The sequence below is a fragment of the Nocardia sp. JCM 38205 genome (genome assembly GCF_058222935.1).
The window spans coordinates 452997-473096 of the sequence record NZ_JBYHFL010000003.1 but is presented as its reverse complement, the minus strand read 5'-3'; the positions used below and the strand labels follow the sequence as shown (position 1 = coordinate 473096).

The window sequence follows — 20100 nt, the reverse complement described above, 5'->3', positions numbered from 1 at the left end:
TCGGAGTCTACGGACCGTGGATCATCCACCCGCGCCGCCCTCACCTCCCGGAAAACCCGATGAACCGACCGGCGGGTCCGTGCCACCATGAGGCGATGGAGGAGCGGACACTCACCGACGGCACCGTCTGGTTGTCGCGACCGCATGCGGCCGATATCGACAGGATCACGGAACTGTGCCAGGAGCCGTCCATCGGCGAATGGGTGACCATTCCGGTGCCCTATCGCCGCATCGCCGCGGAAGGATTCCTCAACGAGATCGTCGAGCCCGGTTGGGCGGACCGCAGCCCGGTCTGGGCGATCCGCGGCGCGGAGCACGGGCCGGTCCTCGGCATGATCGGATTCGAGGACCGCGGCACCTCGGCCGCCGAGATCGGCTTCTGGCTCGGATCGGAATATCGGGGCAACGGGCTGATGTCACGAGCTGTGCGCCTGGTCTGCGGTTTCGGATTCGCGGCCGACGGCATGGGCCTGGTGCGAATCAGCTGGCAGGCCTTCGTCGGCAACTACGCCTCGGCAGCGGTGGTGCGCCGCAACGGTTTCCACTACGAGGGTATGGCCAGGCTGGGTGCAGCTCAGCGCGGAGTCCGGCGTGACAGCTGGATGAGTGCGCGATTGGCGACCGACCCGGCGACCCCGGCCACGGACTGGCCTGCGTACACCTTCGCCGAGCACCTTCCGGGCTCAGCTGCTGCCGGAACCGCGTGAACGACGCGAGCCACCGGCCTCGTCTCCGACGAGTCATCCAGTGGCTCACTTCCAACCCCACCTCGATGGGGCGGCGGCGCGTCCACCGTAGAGCCACACCGCGTCCTCCACACTCGACTATCTGGATCGCCGCAATCCCGGACGGCCGATGGATACGCGTGGGCTGGCGTAGATTCCCGATATGGCACGCGATGCGCGATTCCGGTGGTTCCGCGAGATCATCGATCCCGCCCCGGGCGATCGCCTGCTCGAGATCGGTCCCGGGTCCAGCGATTCGCTCGCGGTGCTGGCCGAACAGCTGGACACCGGCTTCATCGTCGGTATCGACCGCTCCGCCACCGCCGTCGAGCGGGCGACGAAACGGCATGCGGCGCTGATCGAATCCGGGCGGGTCCGGGTGCGTCAACTCGCACTCGAGGAGCTGACCGCCGCGCACGCAGCCGAGTTGGCGCCGGGCGGGTTCGACAAGATCCTCGCGGTCAATGTGAATGTGTTCTGGACCCGCGATCCCGCCACGGAACTGGCGGTGCTGCGCGAATCCCTGGCGCCCGGCGGTGCGCTGCACCTGTTCTACGGCTACGGCCAGCCCGGCGAACACACCTCGACGGCGCCTGCGGACCCTCCGCGCAATCTGATCGACCATCTGACCGGGGCGGGCTTCGACGTCGGCACGGTCACCTCGGGTGAGCTGCTCGGCGTCATCGCCACGCCCCGGTAGATCGTCTCGATCACCGCGGACCTCGGCAGTTCAGCGCTCGCGGCGGCGGGCGACGGCCTCGGCCAGCCGGTCCAGCTGGGCGGCGGTGGTGTTCCAGTCGATGCAGGCGTCGGTGATGGACTGGCCGTAGGTGAGTTCCTCGGCATGGCCGAGGGTCAGGTCCTGGCGGCCGGCCTCGATGAAGCTCTCCAGCATCACACCGACTACGCCGGGCTCACCGGCCGAAAGCCGGTCGGCGATATCGGTGACCACGTCGACCTGCTTGTTGTGGTCCTTGTTGCTGTTGCCGTGGCTGGCGTCGACGACGATGCGCTTGGGCAGCGACGCCTTCTCCAATCGCAGGCAGGCCTCGGCGACCGAGGCGGCGTCGTAGTTCGGGCCGGTGCTGCCGCCGCGCAGGATGACGTGGCAGTCCGGGTTGCCGGTGGTGCGGATCAGCGCCGCACGTCCGTCGAGGTCGGTACCGGGGAAGACGTGGCTGGCCGCGGCCGCGCGCACGCCGTCGACGGCGACCTGCACGTCACCGTCGGTGCCGTTCTTGATGCCGACCGGCATGGACAGCGCGCTGCTCAGCTGACGATGCACCTGGCTGGCCGCGGTGCGGGCGCCGATCGCGCCGTAGGAGACCAGATCCGCGATGTACTGCGGGGTGATCGGATCGAGGAACTCACACGCCACCGGCAGGCCGAGCGCGGTGATGTCGGTGAGCAGTTTGCGGCCGATGCCGAGCCCGGTGTTGACGTCGAAGCTGCCGTCCAGGTGCGGATCGTTGATCAGACCCTTCCAGCCGAGGGTGGTGCGCGGCTTCTCGAAGTACACCCGCATCACCACGTGCAGCCGGTCGTCCAGTTCGGCGGCCTTGGCGGCCAGGCGGCGCGCGTAGTCGAGCGCGGCGGCCGGATCGTGCACCGAGCACGGTCCGACGATCACCATCAGGCGGTCGTCATCGCCGTTGAGCACGTCGACGGTGGCCTTGCGGCCGGCGCGGACGGTGTCGGCGAGTTCGTCGGTGATGGCGTGCACAAGGCGAACCTCAGCTGGGGACCGTAACGGGCTGACGCTGAGGGTGCGCTGATCGTCGAGATCGGAATGGCGGGAATCGACGTCTACTGCGGTGGTCATCGTGGGGTTGGTTCCTTTTCTCCAGGCCGACCCACGGTGGTGAACCCCGTCGAGCCGGTCATCATCCGGCTCGGGGTGGGAATCTGGTCAGCGCGCGCGGTTGCCGCAGACCGGCCCACCCAGGGCCGGCTTGCTAAACCAGAAATACACGCGCTGCACGGAAGGCACGCTACCACGGGATGAATGGCCGGTGCCCGCCCGGGCGGTGTGCGGTAGCGCGTTGTGAGCAGCCACACACCGCCCCGGGACCGCACATCAGAAACTGCCGGGAACGTAACTGCCGGCCGGGGTGTGGGCGATGGCGTTCATCCGGTTCCAGGCGTTGATCGCCGCGATGGCCGCGATCAGGCCGCCGATCTGGTTGTCGTCGTAGTACTTACGCACGAGCTCCCAGGTCTGATCGCTGATGGCGCCACCGTCGGCGAGGCGGGTGGCCTCTTCGGCGAGGGTGAGTGCGGCACGCTCCTCCTCGGTGAACACGGTGGCCTCGCGCCAGGCGGCGACCAGATTGATGCGCGTGGGGTCTTCACCGGCGTGCGCGGCGTCCTTGGTGTGCATGTCGACGCAGAAGCTGCATCCGTTGATCTGGCTGGCGCGGATCTTGACCAGTTCGTAGGTGGCCGGCGCCAGACCGGAGTCGTCGATGACCTTGCTCGCGGTGACCAGTCGCTTGGCGAAGCTGGCGGCGATCGGGTTGGCCTGGAGGTTCATACGCGGTTCCATTGTCGGTGCCCCTTCGGTGAATTCGTTGGCTTCACCGAGACGACGACGCGGCACCGGGCAGGTGTGACATGGCCCGATCGTGAACTGGGTCACACCGAGAAGTCGTAGCTGACCCCGGTCAGTTCTTCGGACAGTTTCCACAGGCCACGGGCGGTTTCCTGATCCCTGGATCGGGCGTTCGACCCCACTCGGCCCGGATGTCCGCGCATGCCACGGAATCCGGTCGGGCCGTAATAGCCGCCCGGTTCGACATCGGCGGTGGCCGCGTACAGCTCGGGCAGCGCGCCCATCTCGGCGCTCTGCGCGAACAGCCGATTGCCCAGCGACATCACGAGGTCCTGAATCGACTCGGTGTGCGACTGGAGTTCGGTGGCCGCGTATCCGGGATGGGCGGCCACCGAGCGTTTCGACCAGCCGGCCGCGGTCAGCCTGCGTTGCAGTTCGTAGGCGAACAGCAGGTTGGCCAACTTGGCCTGCCCGTAGGCCGGCCAGCGGCGATATTTGCGGCGCTGCCAGTTGAGATCGTCGAGGTCGATGACGCCGAGCCGGTGCATATCGCTCGACACCGTGACGACCCGATCGGAGATGCGTCCGAGCAGCAGACCGGTGAGCGCGAAATGGCCGAGATGATTTGTGCCGATCTGCATCTCGAAGCCGTCGGCGGTGCGGGCGTACGGTACGGCCATCACGCCCGCGTTGTTGATGAGGACGTCGACCCGGTCGACGGACGCCGCGAACTCCCGCACGGAGGACAGGTCGGCGAGATCGAGCCTGCGCACCTCGGCGAGCGGACCGATCTCCTCGGCGACCACGCGACCCTTGTCGACATTGCGACAGGCGAGCACCACCCGCGCGCCCGCACCGGCCAGGGCCCGTGCGGCGACGGCGCCGAGTCCGCTGTTGGCGCCGGTGACGATGACGGTCCGGCCCTGCTGATCGGGGATGTCGGAGACGCTCCAGCCAGTCATGCGGCGAGTCTACTGGCGGTCGGCCGTGGGCGGCGGTCGAGAAGCGGCCGACTTCGCGGTCCGGCGCCGACACCCCACCCACCTGAGATAGGGTTGCCTTACCTACATAACTGAACCAGTTTCGCGCACGCACTTATCCCCGAACCGCCCATCCCGCTTGTGAGGCAGACGTGAGTTCCACTTCCACCGCATCCGGCACCCACCGCGACGGCTACGTGCCGTTTTCCGAGGCCGAGGCCGACCAGTACCGCGCCGCGGGATACTGGTCCGGACGCACCCTGGCCGGTCTGCTGCGCGACACCGCCCAGCGGCATCCGGCCCGGACCGCGCTGATCGGCGAGCGCTCGCTCACCTACGCCGAGCTCGACGCCGAAGCCGATCGGATGGCGCACGGCCTGCTCGCGCTCGGCCTCACACCGGGCGACCGGGTGGTGGTCCAGCTGCCCAATGTCGCCGAATTCCTGACGGTGCTGTTCGGTGTGCTGCGCGCGGGCATCATCCCGGTGCTCACGCTGCCGGCGCATCGTCGCGCCGAGATCGAGCACCTGGCCAGCCTGTCCGGCGCGGTCGCGTACGTGATCGCCGATCAGGCAGGCGATTTCGACTATCGCGAACTGGCCGCGACGGTCCGCGCGAACGTTCCTGGTCTGCGGCACGTGCTGGTGCTCGGCGATCCAGGCGAGTTCACCGCCTTGGATTCGATTCCGGCGCTGGGCGATACCCGTGCGGCCGATGGCGCGAGCCTGCCCGAGATCGACGCCTCCGACATCGCGCTGATGCTCGTTTCGGGTGGCACCACCGGCTTGCCGAAGCTGATCGCCCGCACCCACGACGATTACGTGTACAACGCGACAGCGAGCGCACAGGTCTGCGAACTCACCGAAGACGACGTCTACCTGGCGACCCTGCCCGCCGCGCACAACTTCCCGCTGGCCTGCCCCGGCATCCTCGGCACCGTCAGTGTGGGCGGCGCGGTGGGGTTCGTCGCCGACCCGAGCCCGGAGAACGCCTTCGCGATCATCCAGCAGCACCGCGTGACGGTGACCGCGGTGGTCCCGCCGCTGGCCCAGCTGTGGTGTGCGGCAGTGGAATGGGAAGAGCCCGATCTGAGTTCGCTGCGGCTGCTCCAGGTGGGCGGGGCGAAGCTGGCCGAGGTCAATGCCCGCGATGTCGCGCCTGCGCTCGGCGTGAAGTTGCAGCAGGTGTTCGGCATGGCCGAGGGCCTGCTGAACTACACCCGCCTCGACGATTCCGATGAGCTGATCTGCACCACCCAGGGCCGCCCGCTCTCCCCCGCCGATATCGTGCGCGTGGTCGACGCCGAAGGCAACGAGGTGGCGCCGGGCGAGGAGGGTGAGCTGCTCACCAAGGGCCCGTACACGATTCGCGGCTACTACCGCGCCCCCGAGCACAATGCGCGCGCCTTCACCCCCGACGGCTTCTACCGCAGCGGTGACCTGGTGCGCAAGCTGCCCAGCGGACATCTGGTGGTCTCGGGCCGGATCAAGGACGTGATCAACCGCGGCGGCGAGAACATCTCCTGCGATGAACTCGAGGAGCACCTGCTCGCCCATCCGGCCGTCCGGCATGCCGCCGCCGTCGGCCTGCCCGATCCGAGCCTCGGCGAGAAGGTGTGCGCGGTACTGGTGGTGAATGGGCAGATGCCGACGCTGGTGGAGATCAAGACCTTCCTCACCGAGCGCGGCCTTGCCACCTACAAGCTGCCCGATGTACTGCGTCAGGCCGAGACCCTGCCCGTAACTGCGGTCGGCAAGATCGACAAGAAGGCGCTGCAAGCCGAGGGCTGATCCCCGCGGCGCCGGAACCGATCGCCGGTACGCCGCAGCGGTGCCGCAGGGCACGGCCGCGGCTGTTCGGCAGGCCATCGTCCCGCCACCGGCGAACGACCGAGGGCCGTGCGGCAATCACCGCACGGCCCTCGTCGTGTCGTTATTCGGCTTCGATCTACGCCTTGACGACGTAGGGCGCGATGCTGCCGAGCTTCTCGCAGGTCTCCTCGAACTCACGCTCGGGCCGCGACTGGCCGACGACACCAGCACCGGCGCGCAGCCACGCGCCCTCGGTGGTCTGATACACCGCGCGCAGCACCAGCGTGGCCTCCAGCGCACCGGTGGGCGACACCGTCACCACCGCACCGGAATACAGTCCGCGCGGATCGTGATCGAGCCGGAACACCGAATCGACCCCGGCCCGCTTGGGGATGCCGGAGGCGGTCACCGACGGGAACAGCACCTCCAGCGCGTCCCAGCTGGACCGGTCCGCGGCCAGCCGTCCGCGCACGGTGGAGGCCAGATGCTGGACACTGCCGCGCTCACGCACCGCCATGAAATCCGAGACGGCGGGAGTACCCGGATCCGCGACCGCGGCGATCTCGGCGAAGGAGGTCTGCACGGAGATCGCGTGCTCGACGATCTCCTTGGGGTCGGCGAGCAGATCGGCGCGGGCGGCCAGGTCGATCTGATCGCCGAGGCCGAAGGCCCTGGTGCCGGCGAGCGGTTCGGTGGTGACGACCCGGTCCTCGTCGACGGAGGCGACCAATTCCGGGCTGAAACCGGCAGCCTCCAGACCGCCCAATCGCAGCAGGAACGACCGCGCCGGAGTGTTGTTGGCCCGGCCGAGCCGGTAGGTGGCCGGAACGTCGACAGCGAAGGGTAGATCGACCTTCCGCGACAGGATGACCTTCTGGTACTGCCCGGCGTTGATCTCGGCAATGGCCTCGGCGACCCGGCCCTGATAGCCGGTGGGGTCGACCCGGATGTCGACCGGATGCGGCACCGGCAGGTCAAGGCCCTGCGAGCCGGCGATCAGCTCGTGGATGACGTCGGTCTCGGCGTCGGTGGCACCGCTGATTCGCACACCGGCCTCACCGACGACAACCTCGATCCGCGGAATCATCAGGTGCACCAGCGAGGTTCGCGGCCGCAGATGCGCGGTGGCGCCCAGCGACCAGGCACAGAATTCGAAGCCGATCCAGCCGTAGGCGTTGCGGCCTTCCAGCGGCAGCGTGCCGAGCGCACGGTCGACCACGGCGGCCGGGCTGCCCTCCCACGCGCTGGCGGTGGTCTCGCCGTTCCAGCTGACCCGCAGTTCCTCCACGTCCAGCTCGACGCCACCGATCGGGTCCGCGGCGAACACCCATTCCCCCGGGCGTTCGTACATGACGAACTCGCCGAACCGTTCATCGGCCGCCAGCCGGGACATCGCTGCCGCCGGATCGGTCACATACTCAACGCGCGAGCGCTCGTCCGTCGTCGACAACGATCCTCCAAGGTTATGCTGACCTAACTTTGATAGGTAAGGTTAGCATTACCTGTACCGGACGATACTGTGCCCGCAACCACAGCGGGGAAGAGACTCTCGGTCCGGAGTTCCTGCGCGGATCCCGCTGGCGGGCTTGAATAGAGGGATCGTCGTTTCAGCGGAGGGACCACACATGATCGATCGCGGCGGCGCACCGGCCCGCAGCTCGGATGAGCCGGCCATCGGCTCGGTGGTCGCCCTGGTCGAGGCGAGCTCCCGGGTGGAACGCGAACTGGTCGGCGCCTGGCTGGCCGACGGCGGCCTCACCGCCGAACTGGGCACCGACGCACCCGTCACTCAGATCGACCTCGACGCCGATGCCATCGCCGACCGATTGACCGGCCGCACCGACAATCCGCTGGTGGTTCCGGTCCGAGTGCTCTGGCTGCCGCCCGAACGCGAGGGCGTTCGCCGCACCACCTTCGCCGATCTGGCCACGCTCACCAACCCGCGCAAACCGCATCGGCTGGCCCAGCGCAGGCTGGTGCGCCGCGAGCCGGACCGCCATGTCGTGCTCACCGGCCGTCCGGCCCGGCTCAGCGAGCTGCGCGCCAATAATCCCGAGGCGGCGGCGCTGGATATCGCGGGCACCTCGGAGCCGTTCGCGCGCGCGATCCTGCGCGCGGGTGTGCTCGCATTGGAACGCGCCGAACGCACCGTCATCGGCGATCGGTACAAGGTGCCGCGGCTGGTGGCCGAGGAGATCCTCGATTCGCCGGACTTCCTGCGCAGGCTCGATCTCATCGCCGACCGCATCGGCGCGAGCAGACACGAGGTGTATCGCAGGGCCAAGAAGTCGCTGCATGAGCTGGTCGCCGCGCAGAGCAGGCTGGTCTCGGATCTGTTCACCCAGGCCATGCGGCCGGTGCACGCCTCGACCTGGAAGGTGGACTGCGACGAATCCGGCCTCGACGCCCTGCGTGATTTCAACCGCCGCTACCCGCTGGTGTTCCTGCCCTCGCACCGCTCCTACGTCGACGCCTTCGTCCTCGGTGATGTGCTCGCCCGCAATGATTTCCCGCCCAACCACGTCATCGGCGGGGCCAACCTGCGCTTCTGGCCGATGGGGCCGATCGCCCGGCGTACCGGCACGATCTTCATCCGGCGCAGCTTCGGCGACGATGAGGTCTACAAGGCCGTCGTCGAGGAGTACTTCGGCTACCTGCTGGCCAAACGGTTCAACCTGGAATGGTATTTCGAGGGCGGACGTACCCGCACCGGCAAACTGCGCCCACCGCGCTACGGCCTGCTGAATTATCTGGCCGCCGCCGTGCGCTGGAACCGCATCGACGACGTGATGCTGGTGCCGGTGTCGATCACCTACGAACGCCTCAACGAGCTCGGCGCCATCGCCAGCGAACAATCGGGCGGCAAGAAGAAACCCGAGGGCTTGGCGTGGCTGGCCAGGTATGTGCGCAGCCAGCAACATTCGGCCGGCCACGTCTACGTGCGGTTCGGCGCGCCGCTATCGGCGCGGGAGCGGCTGGCCGCGCACGGCGACCCGCTCACCGCGCCGCCGCTGTCGATTCCGCTGCACCGTGCCGACGGCACCGCGCCGCCTATCATCGACGCCGGCGACGAGGTGGGCGAGCTGGAACGTAAAGCGGTGCAGCGGCTGGCGTTCGAGATAGCCGTCGGCATCAACGAGGTCACCCCGATCACCGTCAACGCGCTGGCCACCCTCGCCCTGCTCGGCGTGCACGAACGCGCGCTCACCCTGCGCGAAGTGTGCGATCTGCTGGCGCCGGTGCTCGATTACATCGAGCGCCGCGATCTGCCGCGCGGTGAGGTGGCGGCGCTGCGCGATGAGCAGAGCCTCGAGGTGGTGCTGGAGCAGTTGTCGCTGGCCAAGGTGGTCACGGTGTATCGCGGCGGGCTGGAGCCGGTCTACTCCATCGAATCCGGGGCCTATCTGGAGGCGGCGTTCTACCGCAACAGCGCCGTGCACTGGTTCGTCAACCGGGCGATCGTGGAACTGTCGATCCTGGCGGCGGTCGACAAGGCCACCCAGGAACTCGACGACGGCGCCGACACCGACCCACTGCGCACCGGCTGGGAAGAGGCCTTCCGACTACGTGACCTGCTCAAATTCGAGTTCTTCTTCCCCGAACGCAACGAGTTCTCCGAGCAGCTGACCGCCGAGATGCTACTGATCGACCCGGACTGGAACCACCGCACCAGAGACACCCTGAGCGTGGAGATCCTGGCCCAGCTCACCGCCTCCGGCTTCATGATGGCCCACCGGGTGCTGCGCTCGTTCTTCGACGCCCAGCTGGTGGTGGCCGAGCGGCTGGCCGATCGCGGCGATGCGGCGATCGAGGACCGCAAACAGTTCATCGACGAATGCGTCGCGGTGGGTAAGCAGATGCTGTTGCAGCAGCGGCTGCACAGCCCCGAATCGGTCTCGACCGAATTGTTCACCAGTGCACTCAAATTGGCCGCCAACTACGATCTGGTCGAACCCGACGATGCCACCGGGTTGGCCGACCGTCGTGCCGAATTCGCCGAACGGCTGCGCGTCATCGGAATCCGGATCGCGCGCGCCGCGGCGCTCGATCCGTCCAATCTCCCGGTCTCGGAGCGATAGTGGGCAGCGAGGAGCGGATGAGCGCGCTGGAACTGGATGCCGCGCATTCCGATATCGAGTCGGTGCTGGCCGCGATCCGGGTCGGGCCGCAGGGGCCGGGTGTCGCGGCGGTGTTCGAGCTGGGCGGCGTCGTGCTCGACGGATTCGAGTCCGCGCCGTCGCATCGCCCGTTGCCTCGGCGCAGCGGCGATCGCGACCAGCAGCTGGCCCGGGTGCTGCTCGACGGTATCCGCGCTCACCCGGACGACGGTTCGCACGGCCGGTTTCTCGGCGCAGCTGCCCAGGCGCTGGCCGGCTCGACCGAATCCGATCTCGACGAGATCGGTGCCAGGCTGTTCAGACGCACGCTCTACGGGCGCATCCATCCGGAGGCGTGGCGGCTGATCCGGGCTCACCGAGCGGCCGGGCATACCGTCGTCCTGGTCTCCTCCGGCACCCGGTTCACCCTCGAACCGGTCGCGGCCGCCCTCGGCATCGAGCACACCCTCTGCACCCGGATGGCCACCGAGGACGGCGTGCTGACCGGATATCCCGACGGCCGGGCCCTCTGGCGCTCGGGGAAGGCCGAGGCGATCCGAGAGTTCGCCGCCGCGTCCGGTATCGAACTGCGCACCAGCTTCGCCTATGCCGCCGACGACACCGACCTGCCGACCTTGTCGTCGGTGGGATTTCCGATCGCGGTGAATCCCGATCCGGCACTGTCTGTCACCTGCGCCGAAAAGGACTGGCCCGCGCTCTCCTTTCGCCCGCGCCGTCCGGCGCGCCGCGTGGACATCGCCCGCACGGTCGCGGGCTTCGCCGCCCTCATCGCCGGTGCGATCACCGGAGTCCTGGTGAAGTCCTACACCCGCGACCGCAGGTCGATGGCCGACGCCCTGATGAAGTTCGGCACCGGCGCCACCCTGCGCGCCACCGGAGTCCGGTTGCGGGTCACCGGCGAGCACAATGCCCGTTCGCCGCGGCCTGCGGTGTTCGTCTTCAATCATCAGAGCCAGTACGACGTGATCGTCGTCCCGGCCGTGCTCGGCGGCGGGGTCACCGGCATCGGGAAAAAGGAGCTGACCAAGAATCCGGTGTTCGGGCCGCTGATGCGGTTCGTCGGCGTCACCTTCATCGACCGTACCGATACCGCTCGCGCCAAGGCGTCGCTCGAACCGGTGGTGCACACCTTGCGCGATGGGCTGTCCATCGCGGTGGCGCCGGAGGGCACCCGCTCCTTCACGCCCGAAGTGGGCCGGTTCAAGAAGGGCGCGTTCCATATCGCGATCCAGGCGGGGGTGCCGGTGATTCCGGTGGTGATCCGCAATGCGGGCGAGGTGTCGTGGCGCGATTCGATGGTGGTGCGTCCGGGTGTGGTGGATGTGGCGGTGCTGGATCCGATCGACGTCAGCGGGTGGGATCCGGCGAATATGCATGACGACGTGGAGCGGGTGCGTCAGCTGTTCATCGATACGTTGCTCGACTGGCCGGAGTAGGCCCCAGGCGCTCATCGCGGCCACTGCCCGCGCCAACCAGGCTCGGTCATACACGACTACGGCCCGCATCCTGGTGGGATGCGGGCCGTTCGCCGAATTGTGGCGCGGGTCAGACCGCGCGGCCGAAGAGCAGCTTCCACGGCATGAGCGCCGATTCCAGCTGCACCTTGAGGCTCATCTTGGAGGCGCCGAGGGTGCGTTCCTCGAAGCGGATGGGCACCTCGGCGATGGTGATGCCCTTCTTGACGGTGCGGTAGTTCATCTCGACCTGGAACGAGTAGCCGTTGCTGCGGATCGAGCCGACGTCGATGGCGCGCAGGGTGTCGGCCTTCCAGGCCTTGAAGCCCGCGGTGGCGTCCTTGACGCCCAAGCGCAGGATCAGGTTGACGTAGAAGTTCGCCCAAGCCGAGAGGGCCTTGCGGTACCACTTCCATTCCTCGGCGGTGGAGCCGCCGGGCACGTAGCGCGAGCCGAGCACGACTCCGGCGTCGGTGCTGGTGAGCTTGTCCAGCATGGCCGGGATGACTTCGGCGGGGTGGGAGAGATCGGCGTCCATCTGGATCACCACGTCGGCGCCTTCGTCGAGGGCGCGGGTGATGCCCGCGATGTAGGCGCGGCCGAGGCCGTCCTTCTCGGTGCGGTGCAGTACGCCTACGACGTTGGGGAGTTCGGCGGCGAGCTTGTCGGCGACTTCGCCGGTGCCGTCCGGCGAGTTGTCGTCCACCACGAGCACGTGCAGGTCGGCCACCGGTAGCGCGGTCAGCCGTTCCACCGCAACGGGCAGATTTTCGCGCTCGTTGTAGGTCGGCACAACAACGGTAACCCTCAAGGGTCGCCCTCCCTGCTCACCTGGTCGCGCCCGGGAACCCGTACGCAGGCCGCGAGCGATCGTCTGATTTCTCGTGAACGGTAGCTGATCCGCCTCCCCGCGAATTCAGCGCACCAGGCCCACACTCTGCCATCTCACCGCGCCCGACGCACATCCGGTGATCTTGCGAACACCACCGTTCGCCCGAATGCGTTTGCCGCCCAGCCCCCGCCCGCCTGTTCTTGGACCTCGCTCAGTTACCTCCGTCACGCCACTGCTGGTCCCGCGCGTCCTCGGCGGCATTGCGTTCCCGCACGATCTCCAACGCCCGCTCCGCCGTCGCCTGATCCGGAAACGGCCCGAGCCGATCCGCAAACCAGCACCGTTTCCCCTGCTCGGCCCGCTTGTGCTTGAGGCAGTAATACCAGGAATCAGCCATACCCCCAGCATTCCACCGAGCCTGCCGGCCGACATCGGAAATGAGCCGACCATCCGCGCCGGTTCGCGCCCGATCACTCCCGGGAGTGATCGGGCGAACACTTCCGGACTACGGAAAGCTTGCGATCGCCTCGCGCACCAACCGGGTGAGATCGCTGCCACCCGAGCACCAGTTCTCCTCGCCCGACAACACGATCTCGCCGACAGCCGCGGCGACGGCGACGACGTAGGGCCCGTCCGTCCAGAACCCGAACATGGGACTACCGGACTGCCTCGGCCTGAAATCTGCGGCGGTCGTCATCGCCCGGCCACTGCCGTAGTCCCACTCATCCTCGTCCATCTTCTTGTCCCGCTGGAAGTAGGGAAACGTGGCGGCCGCCCCGGTCGGGATGTCGCCGGCGTATCCGATATTCCACCAGACGTTTTCGTCGTCCCATGAGCTGTCGTAGGTCCGCACGCCCAAAGAGCCGAACCGGTCCCCGAGCCGCTGGTCGGTCACCAAGACCGCGTAATCCTCGTCGATCGTGGAATAGGTGGGATCGCTGGTGAGCTTGGTGAAGGCCATCCGCCGGAACGTTCGTGCGGTGGCCTGGATCGCCGAACCCGCGCGGTGCACTTGAATCACCTCGGCCGGGCCACCCCAGTCGACGACGTGGCTCGCGGTGAGAACATGCCGAGGCCCGACGATGACTCCCGATCCGGCCGCCACCCGGCCCTGGATGTGGCATACGCAGACCCACGGGTACCTGAGGTCGCTGTAGATGTTGCGGTCGTCCGGCGGATAGATGATCAAGGGCTTGAACGGCACACCACGGAGTTCCAGCCGTGGCGGCCGCGGTCGTGGCGGGGCCTTCGGACGCAGCGTCGACCCCACCCAGTCCGGTCGTTGCGGTTGTATCGGATCATCGGCACCCATCCCCTTGTCGATGAACACCGCCTTGGCGTCTCCCGGATCCGCAAGGTCCGACCAGAGCGCGGAAAGATTTTCCGGCACGTCGGCTTCTTCAGCGGCCTCGAAAGTCTCCAGTTGATCGCGTAGTTCGGCCCAAGTCAGCGGCCGGTCCGACTCTGACGTTGTGCCTTCGCTGTCGTACGACATCACGTCACCTTCCTGCGTTTTTCTGATCCCGACCTGGAAGAGGATCTGCGGGTAGACGGCGGCGAACTGCCTTCGCCCGCTGGCATCACTCGCATCGCCACCGATGACCGGGTTTCGAGGCCGGACTCGTCGCGGCCTGCTCGAGCGGGCATTCCAGATGCCGGCCAGGGACATCTGGGCGTTGCTGTCGTTGAAGAACCCGCGGCGCGCACGGCGACGCGATGACCAGGGCACCAGCCCGCCCCAACGGACACAGCGGCGTAATCTAGCCACCTTCAGGTTCGGAATGACGATGGTGTCGCCGTCCACGGTTTCGAGCACCGCTTGAACTGGGCCCTCACGCCCGGACCGAAATCGTCGAGCTGCGCAAATAGCGCGCTACAGAAAAATTGTTCGAGCGAGACCCGATTTTGTCAAGATACCTGAGCGCCAAAAGCGTTACTGGGCCTGCGCATGACCACGAGCCGAAAAATCCCCTAGCCGAGTCCTCAGCCAGGGGGATGGGGTGGCCAGGGCCGGGATCGAACCGGCGACCTTCCGCTTTTCAGGCGGACGCTCGTACCAACTGAGCTACCTGGCCGCAGGCACCCGAACGGAATGCCATACGTGAAACGCCGGATTTCTCCGGCGTTTACTTGCGACCCTGACGGGACTCGAACCCGCGACCTCCGCCGTGACAGGGCGGCGCGCTAACCAACTGCGCCACAGGGCCTTGCTCTACTGCTCCACAGTCCGAAGACTGTACCCCCTACGGGATTCGAACCCGCGCTACCGCCTTGAAAGGGCGGCGTCCTAGGCCGCTAGACGAAGGGGGCTCGTCCCGGATTTCTCCGGACCGGCTTTACAACGGCTGTCCGTTGGGAGCTCGCATAGCTTATGACAAGGTTGCGAGGTTTCCCAAACCGGCTGGTCAGAGGGCTAAACCGAGCTCTTCCAGGCGAGCGCCCGCGCGCCAGCCCTCACGCCGGAACCGCTCCACCCATTCCGGCGTGGACATGGATTCGATCACCACTTCGAGCGCCTCCTGGAAGCGGGAGCGCAGATCGACCCCGTTGCCGAACAGGTCGATGAAGTAGCGCTGGCCGGCCAGCGCGGCCGCGAGGGTGCGGGCGAAGCGGTCGGGGTCGGCGTCGGCCCGCAGCTGCCCCTGTTCGATCGCGCGCACGGCGAGCGCGCGGGTGGCGCGCGCGATGATGCGGCCGCCGCCGTTGGGGACCTCGCGATAGAAGTCGGGCTCGATGATGAGCCGGAATTCGGCCTGCACGATGATGTCGTGCTCGAGCCGAAGCGCGATCTCGTCGAGCATGCCGTGCATAACGTCGAGCGGGCCGAGATCGGTGCGGGCGAGCCAGCGATCGGCCGAGAACCGATATCGATCGAGTGCGGTGTCGAGGACCGCCCTGGCCAGATCTTCCTTGGAATCGAAATGGAAGTACATGGCGCCCTTGGTGGCTCGCGATCCTTCCAGTATGCGGTTGAGCGATGCGGCGGCGTAGCCGCTCTTGCCGAACTCAACGGCGGCGGACCTGATTATCGCCGCACGTGTCCGGCGGGCCCGCTCTTGCTGCCGTGCCATCTTCGAAACGCCTCCGAAGCCTTGTGGAGCCCAAGGGGTTCCACCCCGACGGGCTCCTTCGCCGCCAAAGCGAGCCCGAATGGAAACAGGCTATTGGCGCGAATTTATGAGTTTTATCAACACTTACAACAGGGTTTTCGCCCCGGATACAGACTTTTGGTACGAAAACTAGGCGAGAAACCCGAAACACACCGACTGGTATAATTTTCCTGCCCGGGTGCGCCGCAGGGGGTGCGCATCCGGGCTTTTTCGTCGTCGCGCTTTCCGTCGTCCCCGATTTGCCTCCTGGCGGCGTCAACTCATGGGAAGCCCCGAATTCACCGATTCGCCACGGTACCCGGAATTGTCACCCGACACGCGGCAAACCGTAAGAGTGAGGTTGCCGGCGAGGCCGACTCCGGCCGCAGCTAACATCACGCAACAACTAGGATGGACCGGCGGATACCGAATCGGCAAGCGACACAGCGTCGTTGGAGTATTCGGCTACCGTGTTCCGCACCCGGAATCCATTACACCCGCCACCGCCGCAGACATCGACCGCCCAGCGTGCGCGGATATCCAAACTCCTTGGTATGCAACATGTTTGAATGATATATCGCCGCTCCGAGCACAGCCAAGGCCACCCTCGCCCCGCCCGCAAGCCCCCGTGACACCACCTCGGACCCGCCGCCACACCCCTGGCCCCGGTACCACCCCGTCCGCCCGCGACGACTCACCACCGCCCCCGGTTACGAGAAACCACGCCTGCCCATTACACTTGCCAACCGCGCCCCTATAGCTCAGTTGGTAGAGCTACGGACTTTTAATCCGCAGGTCCCAGGTTCGAGCCCTGGTGGGGGCACCGCACGGGCGCCCGGTTCCGCATCGGGCGCCCGAGGTGTTTCCGGGGGCGAATCCGCACCGCCGCAGGTGGTTCCGTACTGCCGGGCGGCCCGACGCAGGTCCGCGGGCGAGCGGGACGTCGTGGGCGTGGGGCAGCATCCGTGGCCGGCGTGGGGCAGAAATGGGGCAAAGTAGGTCCTCGCCCATGCGGCGGCGGATCGCGGGGCCGGAGTTCGCGGACCTCGCCACCGCACGCTCCATCTGAGTGATACCGCACAAGATCACCTGGTCGGCTAACGCCGGGGCGGGGCGCGGCGATAGACCCCTCGCTGCGGAGCGAAGTCCTACACTCGCTAGTAGTTGCCGAGCGCCAACGACGGCGTATGACGTCCATCACCCCAAGAATTCCGTGACTGGATGCGTTTCGCATCACACCTACGGTGCCGTAAGGTATGGCCGCATCGGCAACGGTCAAACCTGAGGGGGGCGACCCGCAAGACCGCATAGATGAAGGGCTGATACATGGCAAGGGATCTGACTCAACTCGAGCTGCTGACGGAGTTGGAGCCGGTTGCCGAAGAGAACGTCAACCGGCACCTGTCCCTGGCAAAGGAATGGCATCCGCACGACTACGTCCCGTGGGACGACGGCCGCAATTTCGCCGCACTCGGTGGCGTCGACTGGGACCCGGAACAGTCGAAGCTGAGTGAAGTCGCCAAAGCAGCGATGATCACCAACCTGCTGACCGAGGACAACCTGCCCTCGTACCACCGGGAAATCGCCGAGAACTTCTCCCAGGACGGCGCCTGGGGCACCTGGGTCGGACGCTGGACCGCCGAGGAGAATCGCCACGGCATCGTGATGCGCGATTACCTGGTGGTCACCCGCGGCGTCGACCCGGTCGCGCTCGAAGAAGCGCGCATGATCCACATGACCAACGGTTTCGCCTCCCCCGCCGAGGCCGACGCCGGCTTCCTGCACTCGGTCGCCTACGTCACATTCCAGGAACTCGCCACCCGCGTCTCGCACCGCAACACCGGCAAGGTCTGCGACGACCCGATCGCCGACCGCATGCTGCAGCGCGTCGCCGCCGACGAGAACCTGCACATGATCTTCTACCGCAACATGTGCGGCGCGGCCCTGGATCTGGCGCCCGACCAGACGCTCGAAGCCATCACGCTCATCCTGGAGAACTTCCAGATGCCCGGCGCCGGTATGCCCAACTTCCGCCGCAACGGCGTGTTGATGGCCAAGCACGGCATCTACGACCTGCGCCAGCACCTCGAGGACGTGGTGGAGCCGGTGCTGAAGAAGTGGAACATCTTCGATCGCACCGACTTCACCCCGCGCGGCGAGGCCGTCCGCGAACGCCTCGGCAACTTCCTGGAGAAGCTGGGCAAGGACGTCGTGAAGTTCGAAGAGCAGCGCGACCGGATGCTGGCCCGCGAGGCCGCCAAGCGCGAACGCGAACTGGCGAGCTCGGCCGCGAGCTGATCCGCGAGTCACCGCAGACGAAAGCGCCGCCGTCCGGATCGGACGGCGGCGCTTTCGCGTTCCGAGTGGCTGCTACTTCAGCGGCAGCGCACCGTCGACGCCGCCCACATCGGTGATCTTCCAGCCGGAGTTCTCATCGAGGGTCACGCTGTAGCTGACGGTGGTCTGCGCGCCTTCCGGAGTCTGAGCGTTGGTGGAGTTCACGTTGACGAACACGCTCACCTGGTAGATGCCGTTCTGCTCCGACATCACCTTCGCGGTGACCGGCGACGCGGTGGAGGTCCACTTCAGCGGGACCAGGATGCGCTCGAGCTTCGGCGCGGTGCTGTCGAACTTGCTCGCCAGCTGATCGGTGGTGCCTGCCTTGAGCTTGCCCACCCAGCCATTGATGTCCTGGTAGTTCACCGTCGCCGCGCCGACGGCGTAGTCGGTGGCGACCTGTTCGGCGCGGGCCGCGGCCGCCTCGCGGGCCTCCCGATCGGCGACGTCGCCGCGGGCCGACCACCACAGCGCCGCGAACGCCACGGTGGCGATCGCGAGCGCGCCGATGACGGCGCCACGGACGATGGTGGAGACCTGCACCGAAACGGTGCCAGGCCGGTTGTTATCGGGTGTCGGCGCCGTCGGAGCCGCGTCGGCTTCCTTGTCGATGGTCGCGGTGGCGCCGCTTCCGGAGTGCTCGGTCATTGATCCTCTTTCGATCGCATACCGCATCGCACAAACTCCCCGGCGGCGATGCCTTGCGGACACCAGGCTAACGACTTGGTCACAAGTACCTCGAACCGAGGGTCACATACACCATCTGACCGGCCGAACGCCGAACACCCGGGTGTGAGCCGATCGTCGCGGTGAGCAGTAGTGCACGGATGAGACACTGGAGGGCGTGACGATGACGACGAGCGAGCTGAGCACCGGGCTGCGGATCGGGCCGTATCCGGTCGATCCGGCGGTCGTGCTCGCGCCGATGGCCGGAATCACGAATCTGGCGTTCCGCAAACTCTGCCGCGAATTCGGCAGCCCCACCTCGATCTATGTCTGCGAGATGATCACCGCGCGGGCCGTGGTGGAACGCAATGAGAAGACGCTGCACATGATGTCGTTCGACGAGGACGAGCATCCGCGGTCGATGCAGCTCTACGGCGTGGACCCGGCGACGCTCGGCGAGGCCGTTCGCATCATCGTCGGCGAGGGCTGGGCCGATCACATCGACCTCAACCTCGGCTGCCCGGTCCCCAAGGTCACCAGGCTCGGTGGCGGCGCGGCGCTGCCGTACAAGCGAGCGCTGTTCGCCAGGATCGTGCGCGCGATGGTGGCCGGGGCCGAGCCCGCCGGGGTCCCGGTGACGGTGAAGTTCCGCATCGGCATCGACGACGACCACCTCACCTACCTGGACGCGGGCCGGATCGCCGAAGCGGAGGGCGCCAAGGCCGTCGCTCTGCACGCACGCACGGCCGCCCAGCGGTATTCCGGGCAGGCCGACTGGTCGGCGATCGCCCGGCTCAAGCAGGCCGTCACCACGATTCCGGTGCTCGGCAACGGTGACATCTTCTCCGCCGACGACGCGGTGCGGATGATGGCCGAGACCGGCTGCGACGGCGTGGTGGTCGGGCGCGGATGCCTCGGGCGGCCGTGGCTGTTCGCCGAATTGCAGGCCGCATTGCGTGGCGAACCGCTGCCCGAGCCGCCGAACCTCGGTCGCGTCGGCCAGGTGCTGTACCGGCACGGCGCGCTGCTGGCCGAGCATCTCGGCGAAGATAAAGCCATGCGTGACCTGCGCAAACATATGGCCTGGTACCTGATGGGCTTCCCGGTCGGCGCCGATCTGCGCCGCTCCTTCGCGACGGTGTCCAGTCTGGTGCAGCTCGAAGACCTCATCGGTCAGCTCGACCCCGCCGTGCCGTTCCCCCGTGACGCCGAGGGCCCGCGCGGGCGCCAGGGCTCGCCGGGCAAGGTGGCGCTGCCGCACGGCTGGCTCGACGATCCCGACGATCCTGCCGTCCCCGCCGGCGCCGACCTGATGCACAGCGGCGGGTGATCCGCCCGGCGATACCTCTGCGGCAACCGTTCAGCATTCGCTTCGGCATATGACGTTTCGGCCGAGTCGGGCTCTCGTCGGGTGGCCGACCGTGGCGGAATCGTTATCATTGCGGAATCACTTCGGTCGGCCGGAGGCGGCGGCAACAGCGCGACGCCCGGCCGAACAGCGGTAAGACTGGAACACAGCAGTCGGGCCGGGCACTGA

Annotated in this window: 16 protein-coding genes and 4 tRNA genes; 8 read left to right on the top strand and 12 right to left on the bottom strand. The window is 67.3% G+C overall.

The window, feature by feature from the left end; genetic code table 11:
* Nucleotides 1-95 precede the first annotated feature (95 nt).
* Both AC4HOU_RS13960 and AC4HOU_RS13955 read left to right on the top strand, forming a co-directional pair.
* Nucleotides 96-707 (top strand): GNAT family N-acetyltransferase, encoded by a 612-nt coding sequence (locus AC4HOU_RS13960; protein WP_490724586.1) that lies wholly within the window; start codon nucleotides 96-98, stop codon nucleotides 705-707.
* 181 nt (nucleotides 708-888) lie between these two features.
* Nucleotides 889-1425, top strand: coding sequence for a class I SAM-dependent methyltransferase (locus AC4HOU_RS13955; RefSeq protein ID WP_194990888.1), 537 nt, complete (start codon nucleotides 889-891; stop codon nucleotides 1423-1425).
* 30 nt (nucleotides 1426-1455) lie between these two features.
* Here the strand turns inward: AC4HOU_RS13955 and AC4HOU_RS13950 are convergent, their stop codons facing one another.
* The 3 genes from AC4HOU_RS13950 to AC4HOU_RS13940 all read right to left on the bottom strand — a co-directional run bounded on the left by AC4HOU_RS13950 (nucleotide 1456) and on the right by AC4HOU_RS13940 (nucleotide 4238).
* The gene (locus tag AC4HOU_RS13950) at nucleotides 1456-2547 is read right to left on the bottom strand and encodes a 3-deoxy-7-phosphoheptulonate synthase (RefSeq protein ID WP_163814233.1); all 1092 of its coding nucleotides are present in this window, start codon (nucleotides 2545-2547) and stop codon (nucleotides 1456-1458) included.
* A 255-nt stretch (nucleotides 2548-2802) separates the two neighbouring features.
* A complete protein-coding gene (locus tag AC4HOU_RS13945; RefSeq protein WP_163814232.1) occupies nucleotides 2803-3270 on the bottom strand; it encodes a carboxymuconolactone decarboxylase family protein in 468 nt (155 codons plus the stop codon).
* Between the two features lie 89 nt (nucleotides 3271-3359).
* The gene (locus tag AC4HOU_RS13940) at nucleotides 3360-4238 is read right to left on the bottom strand and encodes an oxidoreductase (protein WP_490724585.1); all 879 of its coding nucleotides are present in this window, start codon (nucleotides 4236-4238) and stop codon (nucleotides 3360-3362) included.
* Nucleotides 4239-4408: 170 nt separating this feature from the next.
* Between AC4HOU_RS13940 and AC4HOU_RS13935 the strand changes: the two genes are divergently transcribed.
* Nucleotides 4409-6046 (top strand): (2,3-dihydroxybenzoyl)adenylate synthase, encoded by a 1638-nt coding sequence (locus AC4HOU_RS13935; RefSeq protein WP_490724584.1) that lies wholly within the window; start codon nucleotides 4409-4411, stop codon nucleotides 6044-6046.
* A gap of 157 nt (nucleotides 6047-6203) precedes the next feature.
* On the opposite strand, the gene AC4HOU_RS13930 is transcribed toward AC4HOU_RS13935, so the two are convergent.
* Nucleotides 6204-7517 carry a salicylate synthase gene (locus tag AC4HOU_RS13930; RefSeq protein ID WP_163814229.1) on the bottom strand — a complete coding sequence of 438 codons (1314 nt, stop codon included), beginning with the start codon at nucleotides 7515-7517 and terminating at the stop codon, nucleotides 6204-6206.
* A gap of 175 nt (nucleotides 7518-7692) precedes the next feature.
* Here AC4HOU_RS13930 and AC4HOU_RS13925 point away from each other — a divergent pair, with 175 nt between their 5' ends.
* Nucleotides 7693-10146 carry a glycerol-3-phosphate 1-O-acyltransferase gene (locus tag AC4HOU_RS13925; RefSeq protein WP_490724583.1) on the top strand — a complete coding sequence of 818 codons (2454 nt, stop codon included), beginning with the start codon at nucleotides 7693-7695 and terminating at the stop codon, nucleotides 10144-10146.
* Nucleotides 10147-10163: 17 nt separating this feature from the next.
* Nucleotides 10164-11621 carry an HAD-IB family hydrolase gene (locus AC4HOU_RS13920; RefSeq protein ID WP_490724582.1) on the top strand — a complete coding sequence of 486 codons (1458 nt, stop codon included), beginning with the start codon at nucleotides 10164-10166 and terminating at the stop codon, nucleotides 11619-11621.
* A gap of 109 nt (nucleotides 11622-11730) precedes the next feature.
* Here the strand turns inward: AC4HOU_RS13920 and AC4HOU_RS13915 are convergent, their stop codons facing one another.
* The 7 genes from AC4HOU_RS13915 to AC4HOU_RS13885 form a co-directional block, all read right to left on the bottom strand.
* On the bottom strand, nucleotides 11731-12450 hold the full coding sequence (locus tag AC4HOU_RS13915; protein WP_178128013.1) for a polyprenol monophosphomannose synthase: 720 nt from the start codon (nucleotides 12448-12450) through the stop codon (nucleotides 11731-11733).
* Between the two features lie 232 nt (nucleotides 12451-12682).
* Complete coding sequence (locus AC4HOU_RS13910; RefSeq protein ID WP_163814226.1) at nucleotides 12683-12868, bottom strand: hypothetical protein; 186 nt, start codon at nucleotides 12866-12868, stop codon at nucleotides 12683-12685.
* A 108-nt stretch (nucleotides 12869-12976) separates the two neighbouring features.
* Nucleotides 12977-14287 carry a trypsin-like serine peptidase gene (locus AC4HOU_RS13905; protein ID WP_218586426.1) on the bottom strand — a complete coding sequence of 437 codons (1311 nt, stop codon included), beginning with the start codon at nucleotides 14285-14287 and terminating at the stop codon, nucleotides 12977-12979.
* A 185-nt stretch (nucleotides 14288-14472) separates the two neighbouring features.
* A tRNA-Phe gene (locus AC4HOU_RS13900) sits at nucleotides 14473-14546 on the bottom strand.
* A 58-nt stretch (nucleotides 14547-14604) separates the two neighbouring features.
* A tRNA-Asp gene (locus AC4HOU_RS13895) sits at nucleotides 14605-14678 on the bottom strand.
* A gap of 30 nt (nucleotides 14679-14708) precedes the next feature.
* Nucleotides 14709-14781, bottom strand: a tRNA-Glu gene (locus AC4HOU_RS13890).
* A 95-nt stretch (nucleotides 14782-14876) separates the two neighbouring features.
* A complete protein-coding gene (locus AC4HOU_RS13885; protein ID WP_048832707.1) occupies nucleotides 14877-15542 on the bottom strand; it encodes a TetR/AcrR family transcriptional regulator in 666 nt (221 codons plus the stop codon).
* Nucleotides 15543-16310: 768 nt separating this feature from the next.
* On the opposite strand from AC4HOU_RS13885, the gene AC4HOU_RS13880 reads away from it, so the two are divergent.
* Both AC4HOU_RS13880 and AC4HOU_RS13875 read left to right on the top strand, forming a co-directional pair.
* Nucleotides 16311-16383, top strand: a tRNA-Lys gene (locus tag AC4HOU_RS13880).
* A gap of 503 nt (nucleotides 16384-16886) precedes the next feature.
* A complete protein-coding gene (locus AC4HOU_RS13875; protein ID WP_014348908.1) occupies nucleotides 16887-17858 on the top strand; it encodes an acyl-ACP desaturase in 972 nt (323 codons plus the stop codon).
* A gap of 72 nt (nucleotides 17859-17930) precedes the next feature.
* Here AC4HOU_RS13875 and AC4HOU_RS13870 read toward each other — a convergent pair whose 3' ends face one another.
* Entirely contained in the window at nucleotides 17931-18545 is a 615-nt protein-coding gene (locus AC4HOU_RS13870; protein WP_490724581.1) for a hypothetical protein, read from the bottom strand.
* 202 nt (nucleotides 18546-18747) lie between these two features.
* Between AC4HOU_RS13870 and dusB the strand changes: the two genes are divergently transcribed.
* Nucleotides 18748-19893: a tRNA dihydrouridine synthase DusB gene (dusB, locus tag AC4HOU_RS13865; protein WP_163817278.1), complete on the top strand. Its 1146-nt coding sequence runs from the start codon at nucleotides 18748-18750 to the stop codon at nucleotides 19891-19893.
* Nucleotides 19894-20100 lie beyond the last annotated feature (207 nt).

What these genes read in the sequence shown, in the direction of transcription:
- AC4HOU_RS13960 (WP_490724586.1), top strand. Translation starts at nt 96, where the DNA reads ATGGAGGAGCGGACACTCACCGACGGCACCGTCTGGTTGTCGCGACCG.
- AC4HOU_RS13955 (WP_194990888.1), top strand. Translation starts at nt 889, where the DNA reads ATGGCACGCGATGCGCGATTCCGGTGGTTCCGCGAGATCATCGATCCC.
- AC4HOU_RS13950 (WP_163814233.1), bottom strand. Translation starts at nt 2,547, where the DNA reads ATGACCACCGCAGTAGACGTCGATTCCCGCCATTCCGATCTCGACGAT.
- AC4HOU_RS13945 (WP_163814232.1), bottom strand. Translation starts at nt 3,270, where the DNA reads ATGGAACCGCGTATGAACCTCCAGGCCAACCCGATCGCCGCCAGCTTC.
- AC4HOU_RS13940 (WP_490724585.1), bottom strand. Translation starts at nt 4,238, where the DNA reads ATGACTGGCTGGAGCGTCTCCGACATCCCCGATCAGCAGGGCCGGACC.
- AC4HOU_RS13925 (WP_490724583.1), top strand. Translation starts at nt 7,693, where the DNA reads ATGATCGATCGCGGCGGCGCACCGGCCCGCAGCTCGGATGAGCCGGCC.
- AC4HOU_RS13920 (WP_490724582.1), top strand. Translation starts at nt 10,164, where the DNA reads ATGAGCGCGCTGGAACTGGATGCCGCGCATTCCGATATCGAGTCGGTG.
- AC4HOU_RS13910 (WP_163814226.1), bottom strand. Translation starts at nt 12,868, where the DNA reads ATGGCTGATTCCTGGTATTACTGCCTCAAGCACAAGCGGGCCGAGCAG.
- AC4HOU_RS13885 (WP_048832707.1), bottom strand. Translation starts at nt 15,542, where the DNA reads ATGGCACGGCAGCAAGAGCGGGCCCGCCGGACACGTGCGGCGATAATC.
- AC4HOU_RS13875 (WP_014348908.1), top strand. Translation starts at nt 16,887, where the DNA reads ATGGCAAGGGATCTGACTCAACTCGAGCTGCTGACGGAGTTGGAGCCG.
- AC4HOU_RS13870 (WP_490724581.1), bottom strand. Translation starts at nt 18,545, where the DNA reads ATGACCGAGCACTCCGGAAGCGGCGCCACCGCGACCATCGACAAGGAA.
- dusB (WP_163817278.1), top strand. Translation starts at nt 18,748, where the DNA reads ATGACGACGAGCGAGCTGAGCACCGGGCTGCGGATCGGGCCGTATCCG.